15 protein-coding genes and 1 pseudogene are annotated in these 17,662 nt (G+C 60.1%); 7 read left to right on the top strand and 9 right to left on the bottom strand.

What is annotated here, in order from left to right; translation table 11 throughout:
* Positions 1 to 215: 215 nt before the first annotated feature.
* From HW556_RS07105 to HW556_RS07095, 3 genes are all read left to right on the top strand, one after another.
* Positions 216 to 1,592, top strand: a complete 1,377-nt coding sequence (locus tag HW556_RS07105; protein WP_176899329.1) for a TolC family protein — start codon at positions 216 to 218, stop codon at positions 1,590 to 1,592.
* Between the two features lie 173 nt (positions 1,593 to 1,765).
* A complete protein-coding gene (locus tag HW556_RS07100; RefSeq protein WP_176899328.1) occupies positions 1,766 to 2,866 on the top strand; it encodes an efflux RND transporter periplasmic adaptor subunit in 1,101 nt (366 codons plus the stop codon).
* A gap of 127 nt (positions 2,867 to 2,993) precedes the next feature.
* On the top strand, positions 2,994 to 6,206 hold the full coding sequence (locus tag HW556_RS07095; protein WP_176899327.1) for an efflux RND transporter permease subunit: 3,213 nt from the start codon (positions 2,994 to 2,996) through the stop codon (positions 6,204 to 6,206).
* 78 nt (positions 6,207 to 6,284) lie between these two features.
* Here the strand turns inward: HW556_RS07095 and HW556_RS07090 are convergent, their stop codons facing one another.
* Positions 6,285 to 6,563, bottom strand: coding sequence for a hypothetical protein (locus tag HW556_RS07090; RefSeq protein WP_176899326.1), 279 nt, complete (start codon positions 6,561 to 6,563; stop codon positions 6,285 to 6,287).
* A 196-nt stretch (positions 6,564 to 6,759) separates the two neighbouring features.
* On the opposite strand from HW556_RS07090, the gene HW556_RS07085 reads away from it, so the two are divergent.
* On the top strand, positions 6,760 to 7,278 hold the full coding sequence (locus HW556_RS07085) for a hypothetical protein (RefSeq protein WP_176899325.1): 519 nt from the start codon (positions 6,760 to 6,762) through the stop codon (positions 7,276 to 7,278).
* A gap of 109 nt (positions 7,279 to 7,387) precedes the next feature.
* Entirely contained in the window at positions 7,388 to 7,852 is a 465-nt protein-coding gene (locus tag HW556_RS07080; protein ID WP_176899324.1) for a YybH family protein, read from the top strand.
* An 81-nt stretch (positions 7,853 to 7,933) separates the two neighbouring features.
* Here HW556_RS07080 and HW556_RS07075 read toward each other — a convergent pair whose 3' ends face one another.
* The 3 genes from HW556_RS07075 to HW556_RS07065 form a co-directional block, all read right to left on the bottom strand.
* A complete protein-coding gene (locus tag HW556_RS07075; protein WP_176899323.1) occupies positions 7,934 to 8,350 on the bottom strand; it encodes a DUF779 domain-containing protein in 417 nt (138 codons plus the stop codon).
* Positions 8,351 to 8,387: 37 nt separating this feature from the next.
* Positions 8,388 to 8,759, bottom strand: a complete 372-nt coding sequence (locus HW556_RS07070; protein ID WP_176899322.1) for a hypothetical protein — start codon at positions 8,757 to 8,759, stop codon at positions 8,388 to 8,390.
* Positions 8,760 to 8,898: 139 nt separating this feature from the next.
* Positions 8,899 to 10,425, bottom strand: coding sequence for an aldehyde dehydrogenase family protein (locus HW556_RS07065; RefSeq protein WP_176899321.1), 1,527 nt, complete (start codon positions 10,423 to 10,425; stop codon positions 8,899 to 8,901).
* 285 nt (positions 10,426 to 10,710) lie between these two features.
* Between HW556_RS07065 and HW556_RS07060 the strand changes: the two genes are divergently transcribed.
* Positions 10,711 to 11,943, top strand: coding sequence for an MFS transporter (locus tag HW556_RS07060; RefSeq protein WP_246289555.1), 1,233 nt, complete (start codon positions 10,711 to 10,713; stop codon positions 11,941 to 11,943).
* On the opposite strand, the gene HW556_RS07055 is transcribed toward HW556_RS07060, so the two are convergent.
* From HW556_RS07055 to HW556_RS07035, 5 genes are all read right to left on the bottom strand, one after another.
* Positions 11,940 to 12,353, bottom strand: coding sequence for a hypothetical protein (locus HW556_RS07055; protein WP_176899320.1), 414 nt, complete (start codon positions 12,351 to 12,353; stop codon positions 11,940 to 11,942). The two genes, HW556_RS07060 and HW556_RS07055, sit on opposite strands and share 4 nt — an antisense overlap.
* Positions 12,354 to 12,484: 131 nt before the next feature.
* Positions 12,485 to 13,342, bottom strand: a complete 858-nt coding sequence (gene rfbD, locus HW556_RS07050; protein WP_176899319.1) for a dTDP-4-dehydrorhamnose reductase — start codon at positions 13,340 to 13,342, stop codon at positions 12,485 to 12,487.
* Positions 13,343 to 13,391: 49 nt separating this feature from the next.
* Positions 13,392 to 14,339, bottom strand: coding sequence for a TIGR03915 family putative DNA repair protein (locus tag HW556_RS07045; protein ID WP_176899318.1), 948 nt, complete (start codon positions 14,337 to 14,339; stop codon positions 13,392 to 13,394).
* A 99-nt stretch (positions 14,340 to 14,438) separates the two neighbouring features.
* Positions 14,439 to 14,633, bottom strand: coding sequence for a hypothetical protein (locus HW556_RS07040; RefSeq protein WP_176899316.1), 195 nt, complete (start codon positions 14,631 to 14,633; stop codon positions 14,439 to 14,441).
* Between the two features lie 83 nt (positions 14,634 to 14,716).
* Positions 14,717 to 15,985, bottom strand: coding sequence for a putative DNA modification/repair radical SAM protein (locus HW556_RS07035; RefSeq protein WP_176899314.1), 1,269 nt, complete (start codon positions 15,983 to 15,985; stop codon positions 14,717 to 14,719).
* Positions 15,986 to 16,370: 385 nt separating this feature from the next.
* Here HW556_RS07035 and HW556_RS07030 point away from each other — a divergent pair.
* A pseudogene (locus tag HW556_RS07030) lies at positions 16,371 to 17,662 on the top strand (hypothetical protein); the annotation flags it as partial.

The raw sequence follows: 17,662 nt of genomic DNA, 5'->3' as shown, positions 1-17,662 counted from the left end.
ACCGGACTTTCCAATCAGATGCTACCGTCCGGGCCGAGTGGCGCGCCAACAATTCTGCCCCCCGCGGGTTCTGGCAGCTTGGGTTTTATTGTTGAGTCTACTCGGGGGTCAGCTTAACAAGGATTTGCTGACTGTCGGCAGCGGCGGCTTCATCCCATTCTTTCTGACCACTTCCTTCCTGTTCGCGTAAGCAGGTAGCTGCTTATGTCTTCTGTATGAACCAACCGCTTCGCGCTTTTGGGCTGCCAGGTTTACTCCTGCTGCTACTCCTGCTGCCCCTGCTGAGCCGCGCCCAGGTAACGGCTCCAGTCCCGGCCCTGCCCAGCCAGCCGCTTTCTCTTACCGAATGTCTGCAATATGCCCTGCAGAATCAGCCACTGGTGCGCCAGGCGCGGCTCGATGAGGCCATTGGCGAGCGGCAGATTCGGGTGGGCCTCTCGGCCTGGCTGCCCCAGATTCAGGGCACGGGCACTTACACCCGCAACTTCCAACTGCCGGTAGCGGTGCTGCCCAACTTCACCGACCCCACGGCCCCGTCCCAGGTGCGGCGCATTGGCCTACAGAACACTTCGAACCTGGGCTTGCAGGGAAACCAGGTGCTCTACAATGCGGATGTGTTGCTGGCGGCCCGCTCGGCCCGCTACGTACGCCAGCAAAACGGCCAGAACACCGTCAGCTTCCAGATTGACGTGGTGCGCAACGTGAGCAAGGCGTTCTACGACATCCTGCTCACCAACGAGCAGCTACGGGTACTCGACGAGGCCATCAAGCGCCAGCAGCAGCAGTTCAAGGATGCCTTTGCCCAGTACGAAGTTGGTCTCAAGGATAAGATTGACTACAAGCGGGCCGAAATTGCCGTAAAAAACGCCGTAACCGACCGTAAGGCCACGGCCGAAAACCTCAAGGGCAAATACGCTACCCTACGCCAGCTAATGGGTGCCCCGCCCGAGGCCGCCCCCGTTACCCTAGCCTACGACACGCTGCAGCTGGCCCGCGAAACCATGCTCGACACGCTGGAACCACTGGCCTTCGAGCGCCGCATCGAGTTGCAGCAGCTCTTGACCCAGCAGCAGCTTCAGCGCCTCGATATCGACTACTTCCGACTGGGCTTTCTGCCCACGCTTTCGGCGTTTGGCAACTACGTGAAGGTGTACCAGAACAACGCGTTTACGGAACTCTACAAGCAGGCCTTCCCTACCTCGCAGGCTGGTTTGCAGCTGGGCCTCCCGATTTTCACCGGCACCCGCCGCCTCCAGAACCTCAAGATTGCCGAGTTGCGTCAGGACCGCCTGAGCCTACAGGTGCTCGACACCAAAAACCAGATTTCCACCGAGTACGAGCAGGCTTTGGCGCGCTACAAGGGCAACTTCCTCGACCTACGTGCCCAAGGCCAGAACCGCGACGATGCCCGCGAAATCTACAAAATCATCAAGCTGCAGTACGACGAAGGCATTAAAACCTACCTCGAAGTGATAGTAGCCGAAAACGACCTCCGCACTTCCCAACTCAACTACTACAACGCCCTCTACGCCGTGCTGGCCGCCAAACTCGACGTGCAGCGCGCCCTCGGCACGCTGCCGGTGGCCTACTGATTTATACGTACCCAGAACGTCATGCTCAGCGTAGTCGAAGCATCTCTACCGCAGAGCTAGTCCTGTCGTTGCCATGGTAGCATGAAGTCAGATTTACCATTGTGGTAGAGATGCTTCGACTACGCCTTAGGCTGCGCTCAGCATGACACGGCTCTTCTCCAAACACTCAATCCATGAAGCACCTCGTTCCCTCTCTTCTGGCTCTGCTACTGCTGGCGGGCTGCGGCTCCGATGAGGCCGATAAGCCGGCCGGGCCGCCGCCCCCCACGCCCGTAACGCTGGTGGCGGCGCGCACCACCAGCGCCGTGTACTACGATGAGTATCCGGCTACGGCCGTGGCCCTCAACAGCGTGGAACTGCGCAGTCAAGTGGGCGGCTTCATCACGGGCCTGTTTTTTCAGGAGGGCGAATTGGTGACCAAGGGCCAGAAGCTCTACGAAATCGATAAGCGCGTGTACGAGGCGGCCTACCAGCAGGCCCAGGCGGGGCTGCGCAGCACCCAAGCCACGGTGCAGAATGCCAAGCTCAACCTCGACCGGTACCAGCGTCTGGCGGAGCAGGACGCCATTGCGGGCCAGATTGTAGACAACGCCGCCACTGCCTACGCCACCGCCCAGGCCCAGGTGGCCCAGGCTCGCGCGGCCGTAGCCCTGGCCCGCACCGATTTAAGTTTTTCCACCATTACGGCGCCGTTCAGCGGGCGCATCGGTATTTCACAGGTGCGGCTGGGAGCCCAGATAAGCCCCGGCAGCACGCTGCTCAACACCATCAGCGCCGAGAATCCGATGGGCGTTGATTTCGTCATCAACGAGAGCGACTTGCCCCGCTTCACGGCGCTGCAGGCTGCCAAATCTGCGCCCGATTCGCTGTTCCGGCTGGAGCTGTCGGATGGCAGCATGTACCCGCAGTCGGGCCGCATTAAGGCCATTGCGCGGGGCGTGGAGCAGCAGACGGCTACGGTACAGGTGCGGGTGGAGTTTGCCAACCCCGAGCGCCGCCTCAAGGATGGCATGAGCGCCGTGCTGCACGTACTCAACCGCCAATCGGGCCAGCGCCTCGTGATTCCCTACAAAGCCGTATCCGACCAGATGGGCGAGAGTTTCGTGTTCGTGGCTGGCGACAGCAGCAAGGCCCGCCAGCGCAAAGTGCAGCTCGGCCCCCAGTTGCGCGACCAGATTGTAATACTCGAAGGCTTGAAAGCCGGCGACCAGGTGATTACCGAAGGCTTCCAGCGCCTGCGCGACGGCAGCCCCGTGCAGGCCGGCAGCCGCTAACCCCACCCCCGACCCCTCCCCTCCGGGAGAGGGGTGCGTTCAACGAATCTTTCAACTCACGTCTGGCACCCCTCTCCCGGAGAGGAGGGGCCGGGGGTGGGGTGTGCCGACAGAACAGCTCCTAAAAATGATTGCAGAAACCTTTATCCGCCGGCCCGTTACGGCTATTGTTACCTCGCTGGTGCTGCTGTTGCTGGGCGTGCTGGCCATCCTGAACCTGCCGGTGGGCCAGTACCCCGAAATCACCCCACCCACTGTGTCGGTAACCGGCAGCTACATTGGAGCCGATGCCCAGACCGTGGAGCAGACCGTGGCCACGCCCGTGGAAGTGCAGGTGAACGGTACGCCGGGCATGACTTACCTGCAGAGCAACAGCACCAGCAATGGCCAGATGAGCATGACGGTCAACTTCGAGCTGGGTACCGACGTGAACATTGCCGCCCTCGACGTGCAGAACCGCGTGGGCATTGCCCTGCCCACTTTGCCCCAGGAAGTACAGCGCCTGGGCCTGACGGTGCGCAAGCGGAACCCCAGCATCCTGATGCTCGTGGCCCTCTACGCCCCCGAAGGCACCCACGACAACACCTTCCTTGACAACTACGCCAACCTGTTTGTGAAGGACGCTCTGCTGCGTACCAAGGGCGTGGGCGACATCGTGAGCCGGGCCGACGACTTCGCCATGCGCGTCTGGCTCAACCCCGATAAACTCTCGCAGCTCGGCATCACGGCCCAGGAGGTAACGGCAGCTATCCAGGAGCAGAACGCCCAGATTGCGGCCGGCTCGATTGGAGCCCCGCCCGCCAACGCAGGCCAGACCTACGAGTACATCGTGTTCGTGAAGGGCCGCCTGAGTACGGCCGAGGAGTTCGGCGACATCATCATCCGCACCCGCCCCGAAACCGGGGCCATCGTTTACCTCAAAGACGTGGCCCGGGTGGAGCTGGGCAAGTTCAACTACGCCAACAACTCGTTTGTCGATGGCAAGCGTGCCGCCTACCTGCTCGTGTACCAGGCCCCCGGCGCTAACGCCCTCGAAACCTACGACAACGTAGTGGCCACCATGGAGCGGCTCAAGCAGCAGTTTCCCACCGACCTCACCTACATCATCCCCTTCGAGGCGGCTACCGTGGTGAAGGTGTCGATTGAGGAGGTGCTGCACACGCTGGGCGAGGCGCTGGTGCTCGTGATTATCGTGGTATTCCTGTTTCTGCAGAGTTGGCGCTCCACGCTAATTCCGGTGCTGGCCATTCCGGTGTCCATCATCGGCACGTTCATTTTCTTCATTCCGCTGGGCTTCACCATCAACACGCTCACCATGTTCGGCTTCGTGCTGGCCATTGGTATCGTGGTCGATGATGCCATTGTGGTGGTGGAGGCCGTGGAGCACAACATGAACGCCCGCAAAATGCCCGTGCTGGAAGCCACGCTGGAAGCCATGCGCGAGATTTCGGCCCCCGTTATTGCCATTGCGCTTATTCTGGCGGCCGTGTTCGTGCCGGTGGGCTTCATTCCGGGCATCACCGGGCGGCTCTACCAGCAGTTCGCCATTACCATCGCCATTTCAGTGGTGATTTCGGCCTTCGTAGCCCTCTCGCTCACGCCAGCGCTGTGCGTGCTGCTACTCAAGCCCCACGAGCGCAACGAGGAATCGAAGGGCTTGGACAAGTTCTTCTTCAAGTTCAACCGCTGGTTTGAGCGCGTAACCGGCAAGTACGGCAAGGGCGTGCAGCGCGGCATCAAACACGCACGGCTAGTGGTTATCCTGCTCGTGTGCATCGTGGCGGGCACCGGCCTGCTCTACGTCAATAAGCCCACGGCTTTCATCCCGACCGAGGACGAAGGCCGGATTTTCATCACCTACAACCTGCCCGAAGCCTCCTCCACCGACCGCTCAGTAGCCACACTCAAGGGCATTATGCAGGAGTTGGATTCCATCCCGGGCATTGCCCACTATGCCGGTTTGGGCGGTTTGAACGTGATTAACTTCTCGTCAAAATCGAACAGCGGCACCATTTTCTGCCAGCTCAAGCCCTGGGCCGAGCGCGAGGATGAAGCGCTGCAGCTGGAGGGACTGAAGGCCACCGTGCAGCAACGCCTGAGCAAGTTCAAGGAAGCCAACGTCGTCGTGATTTCACCGCCGCCCATTCCGGGTTTGGGCAACAGCGGGGGCTTCTCGTTTATCCTGCAGGAGCGCGACGGCGACGGCCAGATTCAGACCTTCGACCGCAACCTGAAGGCATTTCAGGCGGCGCTGGCCAAGCGGCCCGAAATCGTGCGCCCCTTCTCGTTCTTCACCGCCAGCACGCCCGGTTACCGGCTCACCATTGAGCGCGAGCAGGCCAAGAAACTAGGCGTGTCCATTGCCGATATTGGTACCGCGCTACGCACCTACTTGGGCTCGGCCTACGTGAACGACTTCACGCTTTACGGCCGCAATTTTCGAGTGGTGGCCCAGGCCGATTCGGGCTACCGGGGCAGCATCACCAACCTCAACCAGTACTACGTGCGCAATAGCAGCGGCGGCATGGTGCCGCTGAGCACCGTTACGCGCTACGAGAAGGCCGAGTCGGCCCCGCTGATTTCGCACTACAACCTGTTCCGCTCGGCCGAAATCAACGGCAGCCCCGCCCCCGGCTACTCCTCAGGCGATGCCCTGCAGGCCCTCAAGGAAGTGGCGGCCGAGTCGCTGCCCCAGGGCTACGGCTACGAGTTTTCGGGCCTGACCCGCGAAGAACAGCTGGCCGGCGGGCAGACGGTGTACATTTTCGGCCTCTCGCTGCTGTTCGTGTTCCTGCTGTTGGCAGCCTTGTACGAGAGTTGGTCGGTGCCGTTTTCGGTGCTGCTGGCCGTGCCGCTGGGCGCCTTCGGAGCCATCTTGGCCCTCACGTTCCTGCCCAAGCTCACCAACAACGTGTACGCCCAAATCGGCCTGATTACACTCATCGGCCTCTCGGCTAAAAACGCCATCCTCATCATCGAATTCGCCAAGGAGCGGGTGGATAAGGGCATGCCGCTGCTCGAAGCCACGCTCGAAGCCGTGCGCCTGCGCCTGCGCCCCATCGTGATGACCTCACTGGCCTTCATCCTGGGCGTAACGCCGCTGGTATTCGCCTCCGGAGCCGGGGCCATCAGCCGCCAAACCATCGGCTGGACGGTACTCGGCGGCATGCTCTCGGCCACGTTGCTAGCCATTTTCATCGTACCGGTGCTCTACGTGCTCATCACCCGTTTCGCCTACGGCAAGGAGAAACTAGCCGAGTTGGAAGCCAATTATAAGCCCGGCGAGGAGCACGGCGGCCCCACACCACTAGGCGAAGGCGACCACTCGTTGGCGAGATAGTGAGGCGGAAAACGAGTTAAAGAAGCCCGTTATCCAGCCTAAAGCGGTGAATAACGGGCTTCTTTAGCTTTCAACTATTCATCCCACCAGCCACACTTCCGTTCCAACAGGTACAACTGCGGCGCTTGGTTGCGTGAGCAGTAGCGCCCGAAAGGCGGGTTCGCCGACGCGGGCCACTTCCTCAACGCTAGCCGTAGCGGAAAACTCCTGTTTATAAGGGAAAACCATTCGAACTGCCAGGCTCGTATGCAACTGCATCGAGGCCAGAGTTTCGGGTGGTACGGCGGGTAGCAGCAGTACGCCCAGGCCCGTGAGCACCCGGCTTTCGGCCACTCGCAGTAGAAATATTGCTTTCATCAGATAAAAAACGCGAAATTGTGCGACACTAGCTTCTGAACAGGCTTTTATCCGCCTGAGAGACCAACGCGCAGCCTGCAAAAATTAACCTATTGGCGCTTAACCTCCACCACGAGATGAGCGTATTGGCATGGTGCTTGTAAATCACCTTGTAACTCCGGGCCACCAGCGCCCTTCCACTTTAAATCTCTTGACCATGAAAAAGGGAAGTCTGCTTCTCGCATTTGTCCTGTTCCTCACTACGGTCTTCACTGGCTTCGCTCAGGATCGTAAGGTTAGCTCCAGCGCCAAGGGTGCCGTAATCGGTGGCCTGGGTGGTGCTGCCGCCGGAGCAATCATCAACAAGAAAAGCCGCGTATTGGGCGGGGCCGTAGGTGGCGCTGCTGGTGCCGGCTTGGGCTATAGCATTGGCCGCACCGCCGACAACAAGCGCCGCGCCGAGGCCGCCCGCGTAGCCGCTGCCCGTCGGGCCGAGGCTAACCGTCAGGCTTCTTACCGCTCGGGTATTGCCCAGGGTAAGGCTTCGGCCGCCCGGGCCAATGCCGCTACCATGGCTGCCGCTCCGGCCGCTGCCCCTGCCATGATGAGCAGCTTTGCCGCTCCCGGTGCTGCCCCCGCTGCCTACGCCATGAGCTCGGGCTACCTGCCCAACGAGGCTTACGGCAAGCGCGAAGCCGCTTACCCAACTTCCGAAGTTCGTCGCAAGAGCTGGTAGTCCGGCCCATTTGCGTAGTTTCAAAGCCCAGGTCTGCGGACCTGGGCTTTTCGCGCCTCTGGCCCTATTGCCCGCTTTGCTCCCGTTTTTTTTACCTTAACATCTTCCCATGAAACGCATTTTTGGCCTCCTGCTGGGAGGTGCCCTGCTTGCCGGCTGCTCCGAAACCAAAACCGATGCCGCCGCCGACGTGAACGTGCAAAGCCTCAACCAACAGTTTATTGGGGCCTGGAACGCCAAAAACACCGTGCAGCTCGACTCGCTGCTGGCCGACGATGTTCAGTACGCCCAGGGCGCCACGCGCTTCAGCGGCAAGTCGGAGGTGTCGGATAAATGGGTACGCGCTACCATGGGCACCATTGCCGACCTGAAACTTTACACCACTACCTCGGGTAGCGGCCCAGCCATGGCCTACGAGGCCGGCACGTTCTCGACCGAGGTACTGCCCGAAATGGCCGATCAGCCCCGCGGCGAAGGCGAAGGCAACTTCATCCTGGTTTGGAAGAAGAACGCCAAGAACGCCTGGAAGCTCAGCTACGTGCAGCTCGAAGGCTTGCCCGTAAAGGCGAAGTAAGCTTCAATTTATTAAGCACCGAAACGCCCCGCCAGCAACTGCTGACGGGGCGTTTCACGTTTTGGTGGCGGAGTTGGCGCGCTATTGCGCCAACTCCGGGCGGGTCAGATATTCTTCGCCGTCGTACACCGGGGCCATCTGTTTGGATTCTTCCTCGGTGAAAATGCGGGAGCGAATGAGGAACCGGACGCCGAGTGGGATTTCGAGCGAGAAGCTGGCCCCGCGACCCTTCACCACATCGACGGTGAGTTGGGTGTGTTGCCAGTACTCAAACTGCGCGGCACTCATGAAAAAGTCGCAGTCGTAAATCTGGCCCAGCCATACGTCGTTGCTGCCCACCCGGAACTCGCCCTTATTAAAGCACATCGGCGACGAGCCGTCGCAGCAGCCGCCGCTCTGATGGAACATCAGCGGGCCGTGCTCATCGCGCAGCAAATCGATGGTGGCTTCGGCGGCGGGCGTTACGAGGACGCGGGGCGTTAGGGCAGTTTCGGACATGAGCAAGTGGTAAATTGGCCGGAGCCGGGCGGTGGTATCAGAGGAATTTGGTGGCAGGCAACGGCTGGGGCTGCGCGCCGCGGCGATGGAAACGGTAGTAAGTATTCGTCGTGCGGTCGTGAAGCCAGCCTTCGTCAACGTTATAAAACACGCCCGTTCGCCGGTCAAAGAAGCTCAGCAGTTTCTTCGTTTCACCATTGTAAGTGCCACTCCGCACGGCATCTGCCGTTGAGGCCGTTTTGTCGGGCGCGGCCCAAATACCGGCCGTGGGCATCCCAGTCAGCGGTGGCACTTTTTGCAATATCCAGTCGGAATTCTTAGCTCCCGGAACCGGAAATTGCTGGGCTTGGGCCACGGCCGCACTGCCTATCAGGCAAGCAGTCGGCAAGGAAGAAAACAGGAAGCGCATAACGGTAACGAATTGGTTGATAGCCACCAGAGAGACGTACGCCGCGCGCACCTGGTTGCGCCATAAACCCGAATGGTGAGCCAACACCCCGCCCAACGGCAGAACATCGGCTCACCATAGTTTCCGGTTACTTTACGGCCTAAAAGAAGCCGAGCTTCTGCTGGCTGTAGCTGATGAGCATGTTCTTAGTCTGGCGGTAGTGACCGAGCATCATCTTGTGATTCTCGCGGCCGAAGCCCGAGTTTTTGTAGCCACCGAATGGCGCACCGGCGGGGTAGTCGTGGTAGCAATTCACCCACACGCGACCGGCCTGAATGGCGCGGGGCACCTGGTAAAGCTCATGCGCGTCGCGGGTCCAGACACCGGCGCCGAGGCCGTAGAGCGTGTCGTTGGCCAGTTCGATGGCCTCGTCCATGTCCTTGAATGTCGTCACCGACACCACCGGGCCGAAGATTTCCTCCTGAAAGATGCGCATTTTGTTATGGCCCCGGAACACGGTGGGCTTGATGTAGTAGCCCTCGGCCAGCGCCCCATCTTCCTGCGTGAAGGCCTCACCGCCGCACAGCACCTCCGCTCCTTCGTCCTTACCGATTTCGAGGTAGCTCAGGATTTTCTCGAACTGGTCGTTGCTGGCCTGCGCGCCCATCATGGTTTCCATATCGAGCGGGTTGCCCAGCTTGATAGCCTTTACGCGTTCGACCACGCGGGCCATGAACTCGTCGTAGATGTCCTCCTGCACCAGAATCCGCGAGGGGCAGGTGCAGATTTCGCCTTGGTTGAGCGCAAACATAACCGCACCCTCAATGGCCTTGTCGAGGAAGTCGTCGTCGGCGTCCATCACGCTTTTGAAGAACACATTGGGCGACTTGCCACCCAGCTCCATCGTAACCGGAATCAGGTTTTCGGCCGCGTACTGCATAATGAGGCGGCCCGTGGTGGTTTCACCTGTGAACGACACCTTGTTGATGCGCGGCGAGGAGGCCAGCGGCTTGCCGGCTTCCAGCCCGAAGCCGTTCACCACGTTCACGATGCCGGGCGGCAGCACGTCCTGGAGCAGCTCCATAAGCACCATGATACTGGAGGGCGTCTGCTCGGCGGGCTTCATCACCACGCAGCAGCCGGCGGCCAGAGCCGGGGCCAGCTTCCAGGTGGCCATCAGCAGCGGGAAGTTCCAGGGAATAATCTGGCCCACCACGCCCAGCGGCTCTTCAATAATGAGCGACAACGTATTACTGTTCAATTCGGTAGCCGAACCTTCTTCGGCTCTAATTACGCTGGCGAAGTAGCGAAAGTGGTCCACCACCAGCGGCAGATCGGCCAGCATGGTTTCGCGGATGGGCTTGCCGTTTTCCACACACTCGACAGCCGCCAAGTGGTGCAGGTTTTCCTCGATGATGTTGGCGACCTTGTTAAGGATATTGCTGCGCTCGGTGGCCGAGGTTTTGCCCCAGGTCTTGAACGCCTCATGGGCCGCGTCGAGAGCTAGATTGACGTCTTCTTTAGTGCTGCGGGCTACTTTGGTGAACACTTTGCCATCGATGGGCGAAATGTTATCGAAGTACTGCCCTTTCACCGGAGCCACCCACTTGCCACCGATGAAGTTATCGTAATGGTCCTTGAACTTGGGGCGCTCTACGAGGGTGCTGGGTTTTTCGAGGGTTTCCATTGACAAGCGGGGTTAAAGGTTAGGAATGGTTTAAGTTAGGCATTCTGTTGGGCAGAAGCAGCACAGTAGTAGCATTGTTTTCAGCAACATACAAGGGGGTGTGAGTGCTTACTTACCCAAAATTCCAACTACCAGCAGCAGCAGATGTTTCGGCCGTTCCCGGATGAGCAGCATGGGAGCCGCTGGCGCAACTTTTGTCGGTTCCGGCTGGTTGCAGAAACCGTATCTTTGCCCGCCATTTACTTCCGCCGTCCCGGACTTTTCCCGGGCGGCGCTTTTCGTTTTATGCCTGATATCATCACTGCCAAAGTTCCCGAGCCGGCTCCCATTCAACCTACTTCCACGGCTCTTACCGCTGCTCCACTGGCTCCTTCTCAGGTCTGGCTGATGGCCATAACCTGCGGAATGGTAGTGGCCAACCTCTACTACAACCAACCGCTACTGGCCGAAATTGGCCGCACGTTTAGCCTGACGGAAAACCGCGTGAGCTGGGTGGCCACCGTAACGCAGGTGGGCTACACGCTGGGCCTGCTGCTACTGGTACCGCTGGGCGACAAGTGGGAGCGGAAGCGCCTGATTATGGCCCTGACAGTTTTGGCGGCCGGCTGCCTGGCGGTAGCCGCCTACGCGCCCACGTTTGGGGTGCTGGTGGGGGCCTCGCTGCTGCTAGGCTTCTTTTCGGCCGTACCGCAGTTGCTGGTGCCCATGGCGGCCTCGCTGGCTTCCGATGAGCAGCGGGGCCGGGTGGTGGGCAAGGTGATGAGCGGGCTGCTAATCGGCATTCTGGTTTCGCGCACCATCAGCGGTTACGTGGGGCTGCATTTCGGCTGGCGCACCATGTTTTGGGTGGGCACCGGCCTGATGCTGGTGCTGGTGGCCGTGCTGGCCCGGATGCTACCCCGCAACCAACCTCACTACGCGGGCAGCTACGGCAGCCTGCTTCGTTCGCTGGGCACGCTGGCCCGCGACCTGCCGGTGTTGCGCCGCTCGGCCCTCGTTGGGGCCTGCCTATTCGGCGGATTCAGCGCCTTCTGGACCACACTGGTGTTCTTTCTGGAAAGCGACGCCTACGGCTATGGGGCCGACGTGGCCGGACTATTCGGCCTCATTGGGGCCACCGGGGCCTTTGCTGCCTCCTACGCCGGCAAGTCGGCCGACCAGAAAGGGCCGGGCTTTGCCTTGCGCATCGGGCTGGCGCTGTTTCTGGGCGGCTACCTGCTAATGGGCTTCGGCGGCTACTACCTGGTGGGCCTCATTGCAGGTGTGGTGGTGCTCGACGTAGGCCAGCAAATGGCCCATATTGCCAACCAAACCCGCGTATTCAGCCTGCGCCCCGAAGCCCGAAGCCGCCTCAACACCGTGTACATGACGGCCTGCTTCATCGGGGCCGCATCGGGCTCCCTGCTCGGCGGCCTAGCCTGGCACCATTACCAGTGGCCCGGCGTATGCGCCGTAGGCTTCGGGCTGGTGGCGCTGGCGTACGGCGTGAACCGGTTTTATGGGCGAACTGAACGCTAATAGCTAGTTATGGCAGCCTTTCCGTGTTTGTAGTTAGTAACTTTACTCAAGACTAACGCGCCTTTAGGGTTAGAAGTAAACGTCTTTACTATCGAGTCAGAGGACTCCTCATTGCGGTGATAGAGGTAACGTTCGGTAAATTGTAGGCTACCCTTATTAACACGATAGGCACCCTGTATAAATAATTTATTACCGCGCTCAGCCAGCTTGATTGAACTGCATAACTCCTTGTTATCCCTGACTGATTTAACGATGTAATAGGTCACATCTGCATCGTCGTCGTGGCTGTATAGTTTCTTTAGCTGAATAATGTAGTCATATTTTCCAAGCTCGAAACGCTGAACTAGTACTTGGGAAAGAGAGAAGCTAGTTAACAGAAGTAGGGCAACTCCAAAAGCGAGAAAGCGCATCTTTGAGAAAGTAATTTTCCAGGAATCAGCTCTATGTTTACTAGCTTATAAATATGGAGCTACAACTCCTCACTCGTTACTCAACAAATGAGTAGTTGTAGCTTGCAACTGCTCGGATTTACAAGGCTAGGCTACTCCCCTAACCGCCTCATGCACGCCACCAAACTGGCCCGCCAGTGCGGAATAGCCAGGCCCAGCGCGGTTTTGGCTTTGGTCTTGTCCATTACCGAGAAAGCGGGGCGAGTAGCTTTGGTGGGGTACTCGGCGGTGCGGATGGGCACGGTGCGGGTGGGTAGGCCGCCCAGCTCAAAAATGGCCACCGCGAAATCGTACCACGAGGTAACGCCCTCGTTGCTGTAGTGGTAGAGGCCGTAGGCGGTGCTGCCCGATTCGATGATGTGCAGCAGTGCGCCGGCCAAATCGACGGCGTAGGTAGGCGTGCCCAACTGGTCCCAGATGACGCGCATCTCCTCGCGCTCCTTGCCGAAGCGCAGCATCGTTTTCACGAAGTTGCCGGCATACTCCGAGTACAGCCAGCTAGTGCGCAGGATGAAATACTGCGCGGTATGCTGAGCAATTACCTGCTCGCCTTCGAGCTTCGTGAGGCCATACACACTGATGGGCGCGGTTTCATCGGATTCCAGCAGCGGCTCGTTGCCGGTGCCGGCAAACACGAAGTCGGTGGAAATGTGCAGCATTGTAGTGCCAAATTCCCCGCAGAGGCGGGCCAGGTTCTCGGCCCCGTCGCGGTTCACCTTCCGGGCCAGGTCCACCTCGTCCTCGGCCTTGTCGACGGCGGTGTAGGCGGCGCAGTTGATGATGTAGGCCGGGCGGTGCTGCTCGAAGGTTGCCCACAGGGTCTCCTGATTCAGGATATTCGCTTGCTCTTCAGCCAGAAATACGATGCTGGTAAAGTTGCGCTGCTGGGCAACGTGTTGCAGGCACTGGCCCAACTGGCCGGAGCCACCGAAAACGAGGGTTTTGTTCATAGTAAGCAGGGAGAAATCGACCGCAAATTACGGCTTTCCCGCTTCCCTCCTATCCCGATGCCTGCCCACCCGCGCCCAGCGCCGGGCCACCGGGCTGCACGGGGCGCTTATTGTTGATGGGCTGGAAAGGACGCTCCCGAGGCTGCTTTTCGCTCAGGTACTTCCAGTAACGCAGCGGCATGTGGCGGCGGTGCAGCTTCATGTTTTTGCGCTCCGGGATGTTCACATGGTCGAAATACGCCTGCCAGAGCACCTGAAACAGCGGCTCCCGCTCGTCGAGTACGGTGGCCGACACGGCGGCGCGGCGCTGGGGCGCGGTATCGGCGTCGAACTGCACGATATCGGTGCGGTGCAGGTCGTAATAGAGGCCGTAGGAGCGGCGGCGGTCAAAAATCAGCCAGCGCTGGTCGGCATAGCGCTTGGTGAAGTGGGGCGCGATGAGCGGCAGCACGTCGAAATCGGGCTCGATGGTGGCGTGAAACAGGCCGTCGGCGGTTTTCTCGAAGCGTACGAAGGCCTCCATGCGGTGCTTTTCGCGGTACATCTGCTGAGCCAGCCGCTGCACCCGGCGCACGTTGTCGTCGGAGTAGTTTTCGGCAATGTCGCGGCCGGCGCGCATGGCGGTGTCGGCGTAGCGGAAAACCAGCAGCTCACGGTTGGCGTCCTCGCTCAAAAACACGTGAAATAGCCGTGTGCGGGCCTCTTTATCCATGTAGCGCAGCAACCCGTCCCAGACGCGGGCAGCGGCGGCCTCGTCGGTATCCACCTCTACTGGCTGGGCAAACAGGCCGCCCTGAACCGCCCCCAGCGGCTGGATGCTGTTGGGCGCAGCCTTGCGGTCGTACACCTGAAAAAGCACCGACAGCAGCCCCTCAAACGAGCCATCGTAGGCGTAATCGAGGGGCGGCTGCGTGAGTTCGGGGGCAGCGCGGTGGCGAGTGGTGGCCGCAGCCACTGCCTCGGTAGCCGAGCGGCGCGGGATTAGGGAACGAGACATGGGCAGGAATGGACGACCACGCGCCCCGGGTCCTCAAGGCCAAGACCCTGGGCTAGTCAGCGGTGAAGTGGGATGGAAAAACCTGCAGCGGTAGTTTCACTACGCCGCTCGCCGTGGCTGGCGAAACTTGCCGTTGTTGCGGGCGGCCTCCTGGTGCATGCGCAACACAATTGGCAGCAAGTCAGAAAGCTTGCAGCAGCAGGCCACACGAGCCACTTTTAACGGCAGGGAGGCCTGCGGCGAAGCAACAGCAGAAGCTTCGGTAGGAGCGGCAGTGCGGTGCGAAACAGTCATATCAGTTGTCAGTTGATAATTGCCAGTTGTCAGGCCGTTCTTCAAGTAGTTCTGCAAGAATAGCCTGACAACTGGCAACTTATTTAGGAGGCTTGAGCAAATAAATCGAGCTGCTGGGTGACGAGGGCGGAGCGGACGGAGCCGGCGCCGAACAGAATCTGGCGGCGAATGGTCTGCTCATCGTAGTCGCGCTTCTCCAAAGCCTTGCCGCGGCAGGTAAGGAAGAACTTGGCCCGCTTGAGCACCACCCCGAACTTGTGCAGGTGGTCGAGGCCCAGCGGCGTGAAGCGGCGGGCGGCCACGATGCGCTTGGCCGAACGCGCCCCCACACCCGGAATCCGCAGAATCATCTCGAAGTCGGCCGTATTCACATCTACCGGGAATACGTGGCGGTTGCGCAGGGCCCAGGCCAGCTTGGGGTCCACTTCCAAGTCGAGGAATGGATGGGCGGGGTCCAGGATTTCGTCGGCCTGGAAGCCGTAGAAGCGCATCAGCCAGTCGGACTGGTAGAGGCGGTGCTCCCGAATTAGTGGCGGCTGCGTCACCTGGGGCAGGCGGGCGTCATCGGTGATGGGGATGTAACCCGAGTAATACACCCGCTTCAGGCCGTAGCCCTTGTATAGCGAGTCGCTCAGGTTGATGATCTGTAGGTCGTTTTCTTCCGAAGCACCCACAATCAGCTGGGTACTCTGGCCAGCTGTGGCGAACTGGGGCACTTTCTTGAACAGCGCCTTTTCCTCCTTGGTGCGCGTAATGCCGTCCCGAATCTGGGCCATCGGGGTCAGAATCTCCTCGTAATTCTTCTCGGGTGCCAAGTTCTGGAGCGCCATTTCCGAGGGCAACTCGATGTTCACGCTCAGCCGGTCGGCATACATCCCGGCTTCATGAATAAGCTCCTCCGAAGCCCCCGGAATAGCCTTAACGTGAATGTAGCCGTTGAACTTGTGCTCGGTGCGCAGCTTCTTGACGATGCGCACCAGCCGCTCCATCGTGTAGTCGGGCGAGGAGAAGATGCCGCTGCTCAGAAACAGCCCCTCGATATAGTTGCGGCGGTAGAAGTTCATGGTCAGGTCCACTACCTCATCAACCGTAAAGGCGGCGCGCTTCACGTTGTTGCTCTTGCGCGACACACAGTACGCGCAATCGAAAATGCAGTGGTTGGTGAGCAGAATCTTGAGCAGGCTTACGCAACGGCCGTCCTCGGTATAGCTGTGGCAGATGCCCATGCCCTCAGCATTGCCCAGGCCCTTGTCGGTGTTCTTGCGCTTGCCGCCGCTGCTGCTGCACGACACGTCATACTTGGCGGCGTCTGCCAATATACTTAGCTTCTCCTGAATGCGCTCTTCGTTCATAAGACCGATTTATGGCTTAAAAATAGTTTCTATCGCGCACACACGCAAGCTTTATAAGACTAATTACGTTGGAATCGTTCCGAATTTCAGCAGTAAAGTCAGGTTGTTTCTAGTTTGTTTGGAGGGGCACGTTTGCACCGTTTTAATGTTGTAGGGGCAGAGCTTATCCCCGCCCGCCGTTCGCACCATTTCAACAATTTTGTTCAACGGCGGGCGGGGACAAGCCCCGCCCCTACGTCGTTCCGGCTTCCCCGTTTTGGTGGTACCGTTCACTGGCGGGTGGGAATAAGCCCCGCCCCTACGTTGTTCTGTCGCCCCCTGGTATCAGCCTTGGTGTACCCCAAACCCGGGCCGGCGTCGTACCTTGTTTCTTTCCTGCGTCCGGATGATAAAGTGCGTGCTACGGCTGCTGATTTTGCTGCTCTGGCTGGGGGCCGGCCTTGCGCCGGCCACTGCCCAGACGGGCCCGCCGTTGCCTCCCGACAGCACCAGCCTGCCGCCTACCAGTGTCCGCCCCGACTCGCTGCGTCGCCGCTTCGACCAGGAGCGCATGCTCAATGGGCTCAAAAACTACACCCGGCGCAAAACCATTCTGGGGCGGGCGGCGGCGGCTGTGTTTTCGTTCCGCGAGCGGCGCGAAGATCAGGCCGGCATCGACGCGGCGCTGCTCGACCGGCAGTTTGAGCAGCACAACTACAAAATCGTGCGCCGCATCCGCATTACGTCCCTCGACGCCTTTGGCTACAGTATCTCCGACTCGCTGCGGGTGCCGCGCAATATTTTGGAGAAAACCGGCAACACGTTTCACATGAAAACCCGGCCCTCGCGGGTGCGGCAGGTGCTGCTGTTTCGCGAGGGGCGCGAGCTGGAGCCCCAGGCCCTGGCTGAATCAGAACGTCTGCTGCGCCAGACCGACGAGATTCTGGACGCCCGTGTGTACGTGGACGAACGCACTGATACCGACGACAGCGTGGATGTGGTGGTGATTACCAAGGACCTGTTCAGTCTGAGTGGCTCGTTTCAGCTGCGCGACGTGGGTTCGGGCGTGGCCGGGCTGCGCGACGTGAACTTCCTGGGCATGGGCCACCAGTTCAGAAACCGTTACGCCTATGGCCGCACTGACACTGGACCGCGGGCCCAAACCTGGTCGTACCAGGGCAGCTACCGGATACCGTTCCGTGACTTCGTGTATGCCGGAGCCACCTACCGCGACGAAACCCGCCGCCGTGAAGGCAGCATCGGCATCTCGCGCGACTTCTTCTCCATCAACACCCGTTGGGCTGGGGCCGTCAGCTACAGTTTCTTTGACTGGCTCTACCTTACTGGCGGCGAAGGCTCGGTGGAGAAGCCCTACGAGTATCAGGCCCTGCGCTACAACACCCAGGATGCCTGGGTGGGCCGCGCTTTCCAGCCCCGCAGCTACGATTTGGGCTACGAAAGCCCCGGCCGCATTATTGCGGCTGCTCGCGTGGTCCGGACTTCGTACCAGGAGAAGCCCTTCGACTTTCTGCAGAGCGCCAACCTGATGCTGGGCACGGTGGGCTACAGCGTGCGGCGCTACTATAAGGATAAGTACCTGTTCGGTTTCGGCCGTACCGAGGACATTCCGACCGGCTCGCTGGTGAGCTTTACGGCGGGGTACGAGGTTAAACCCGCCGCGGACCCCCGCTACTTCCG

Source organism: Hymenobacter terrestris (genome assembly GCF_013377905.1).
In the GTDB taxonomy this organism is placed as follows: Bacteria; Bacteroidota; Bacteroidia; order Cytophagales; family Hymenobacteraceae; genus Hymenobacter; species Hymenobacter terrestris.
The sequence above is the reverse complement of the archived record's forward strand: the minus strand, read 5'-3'. Positions and strand labels throughout refer to the sequence as shown.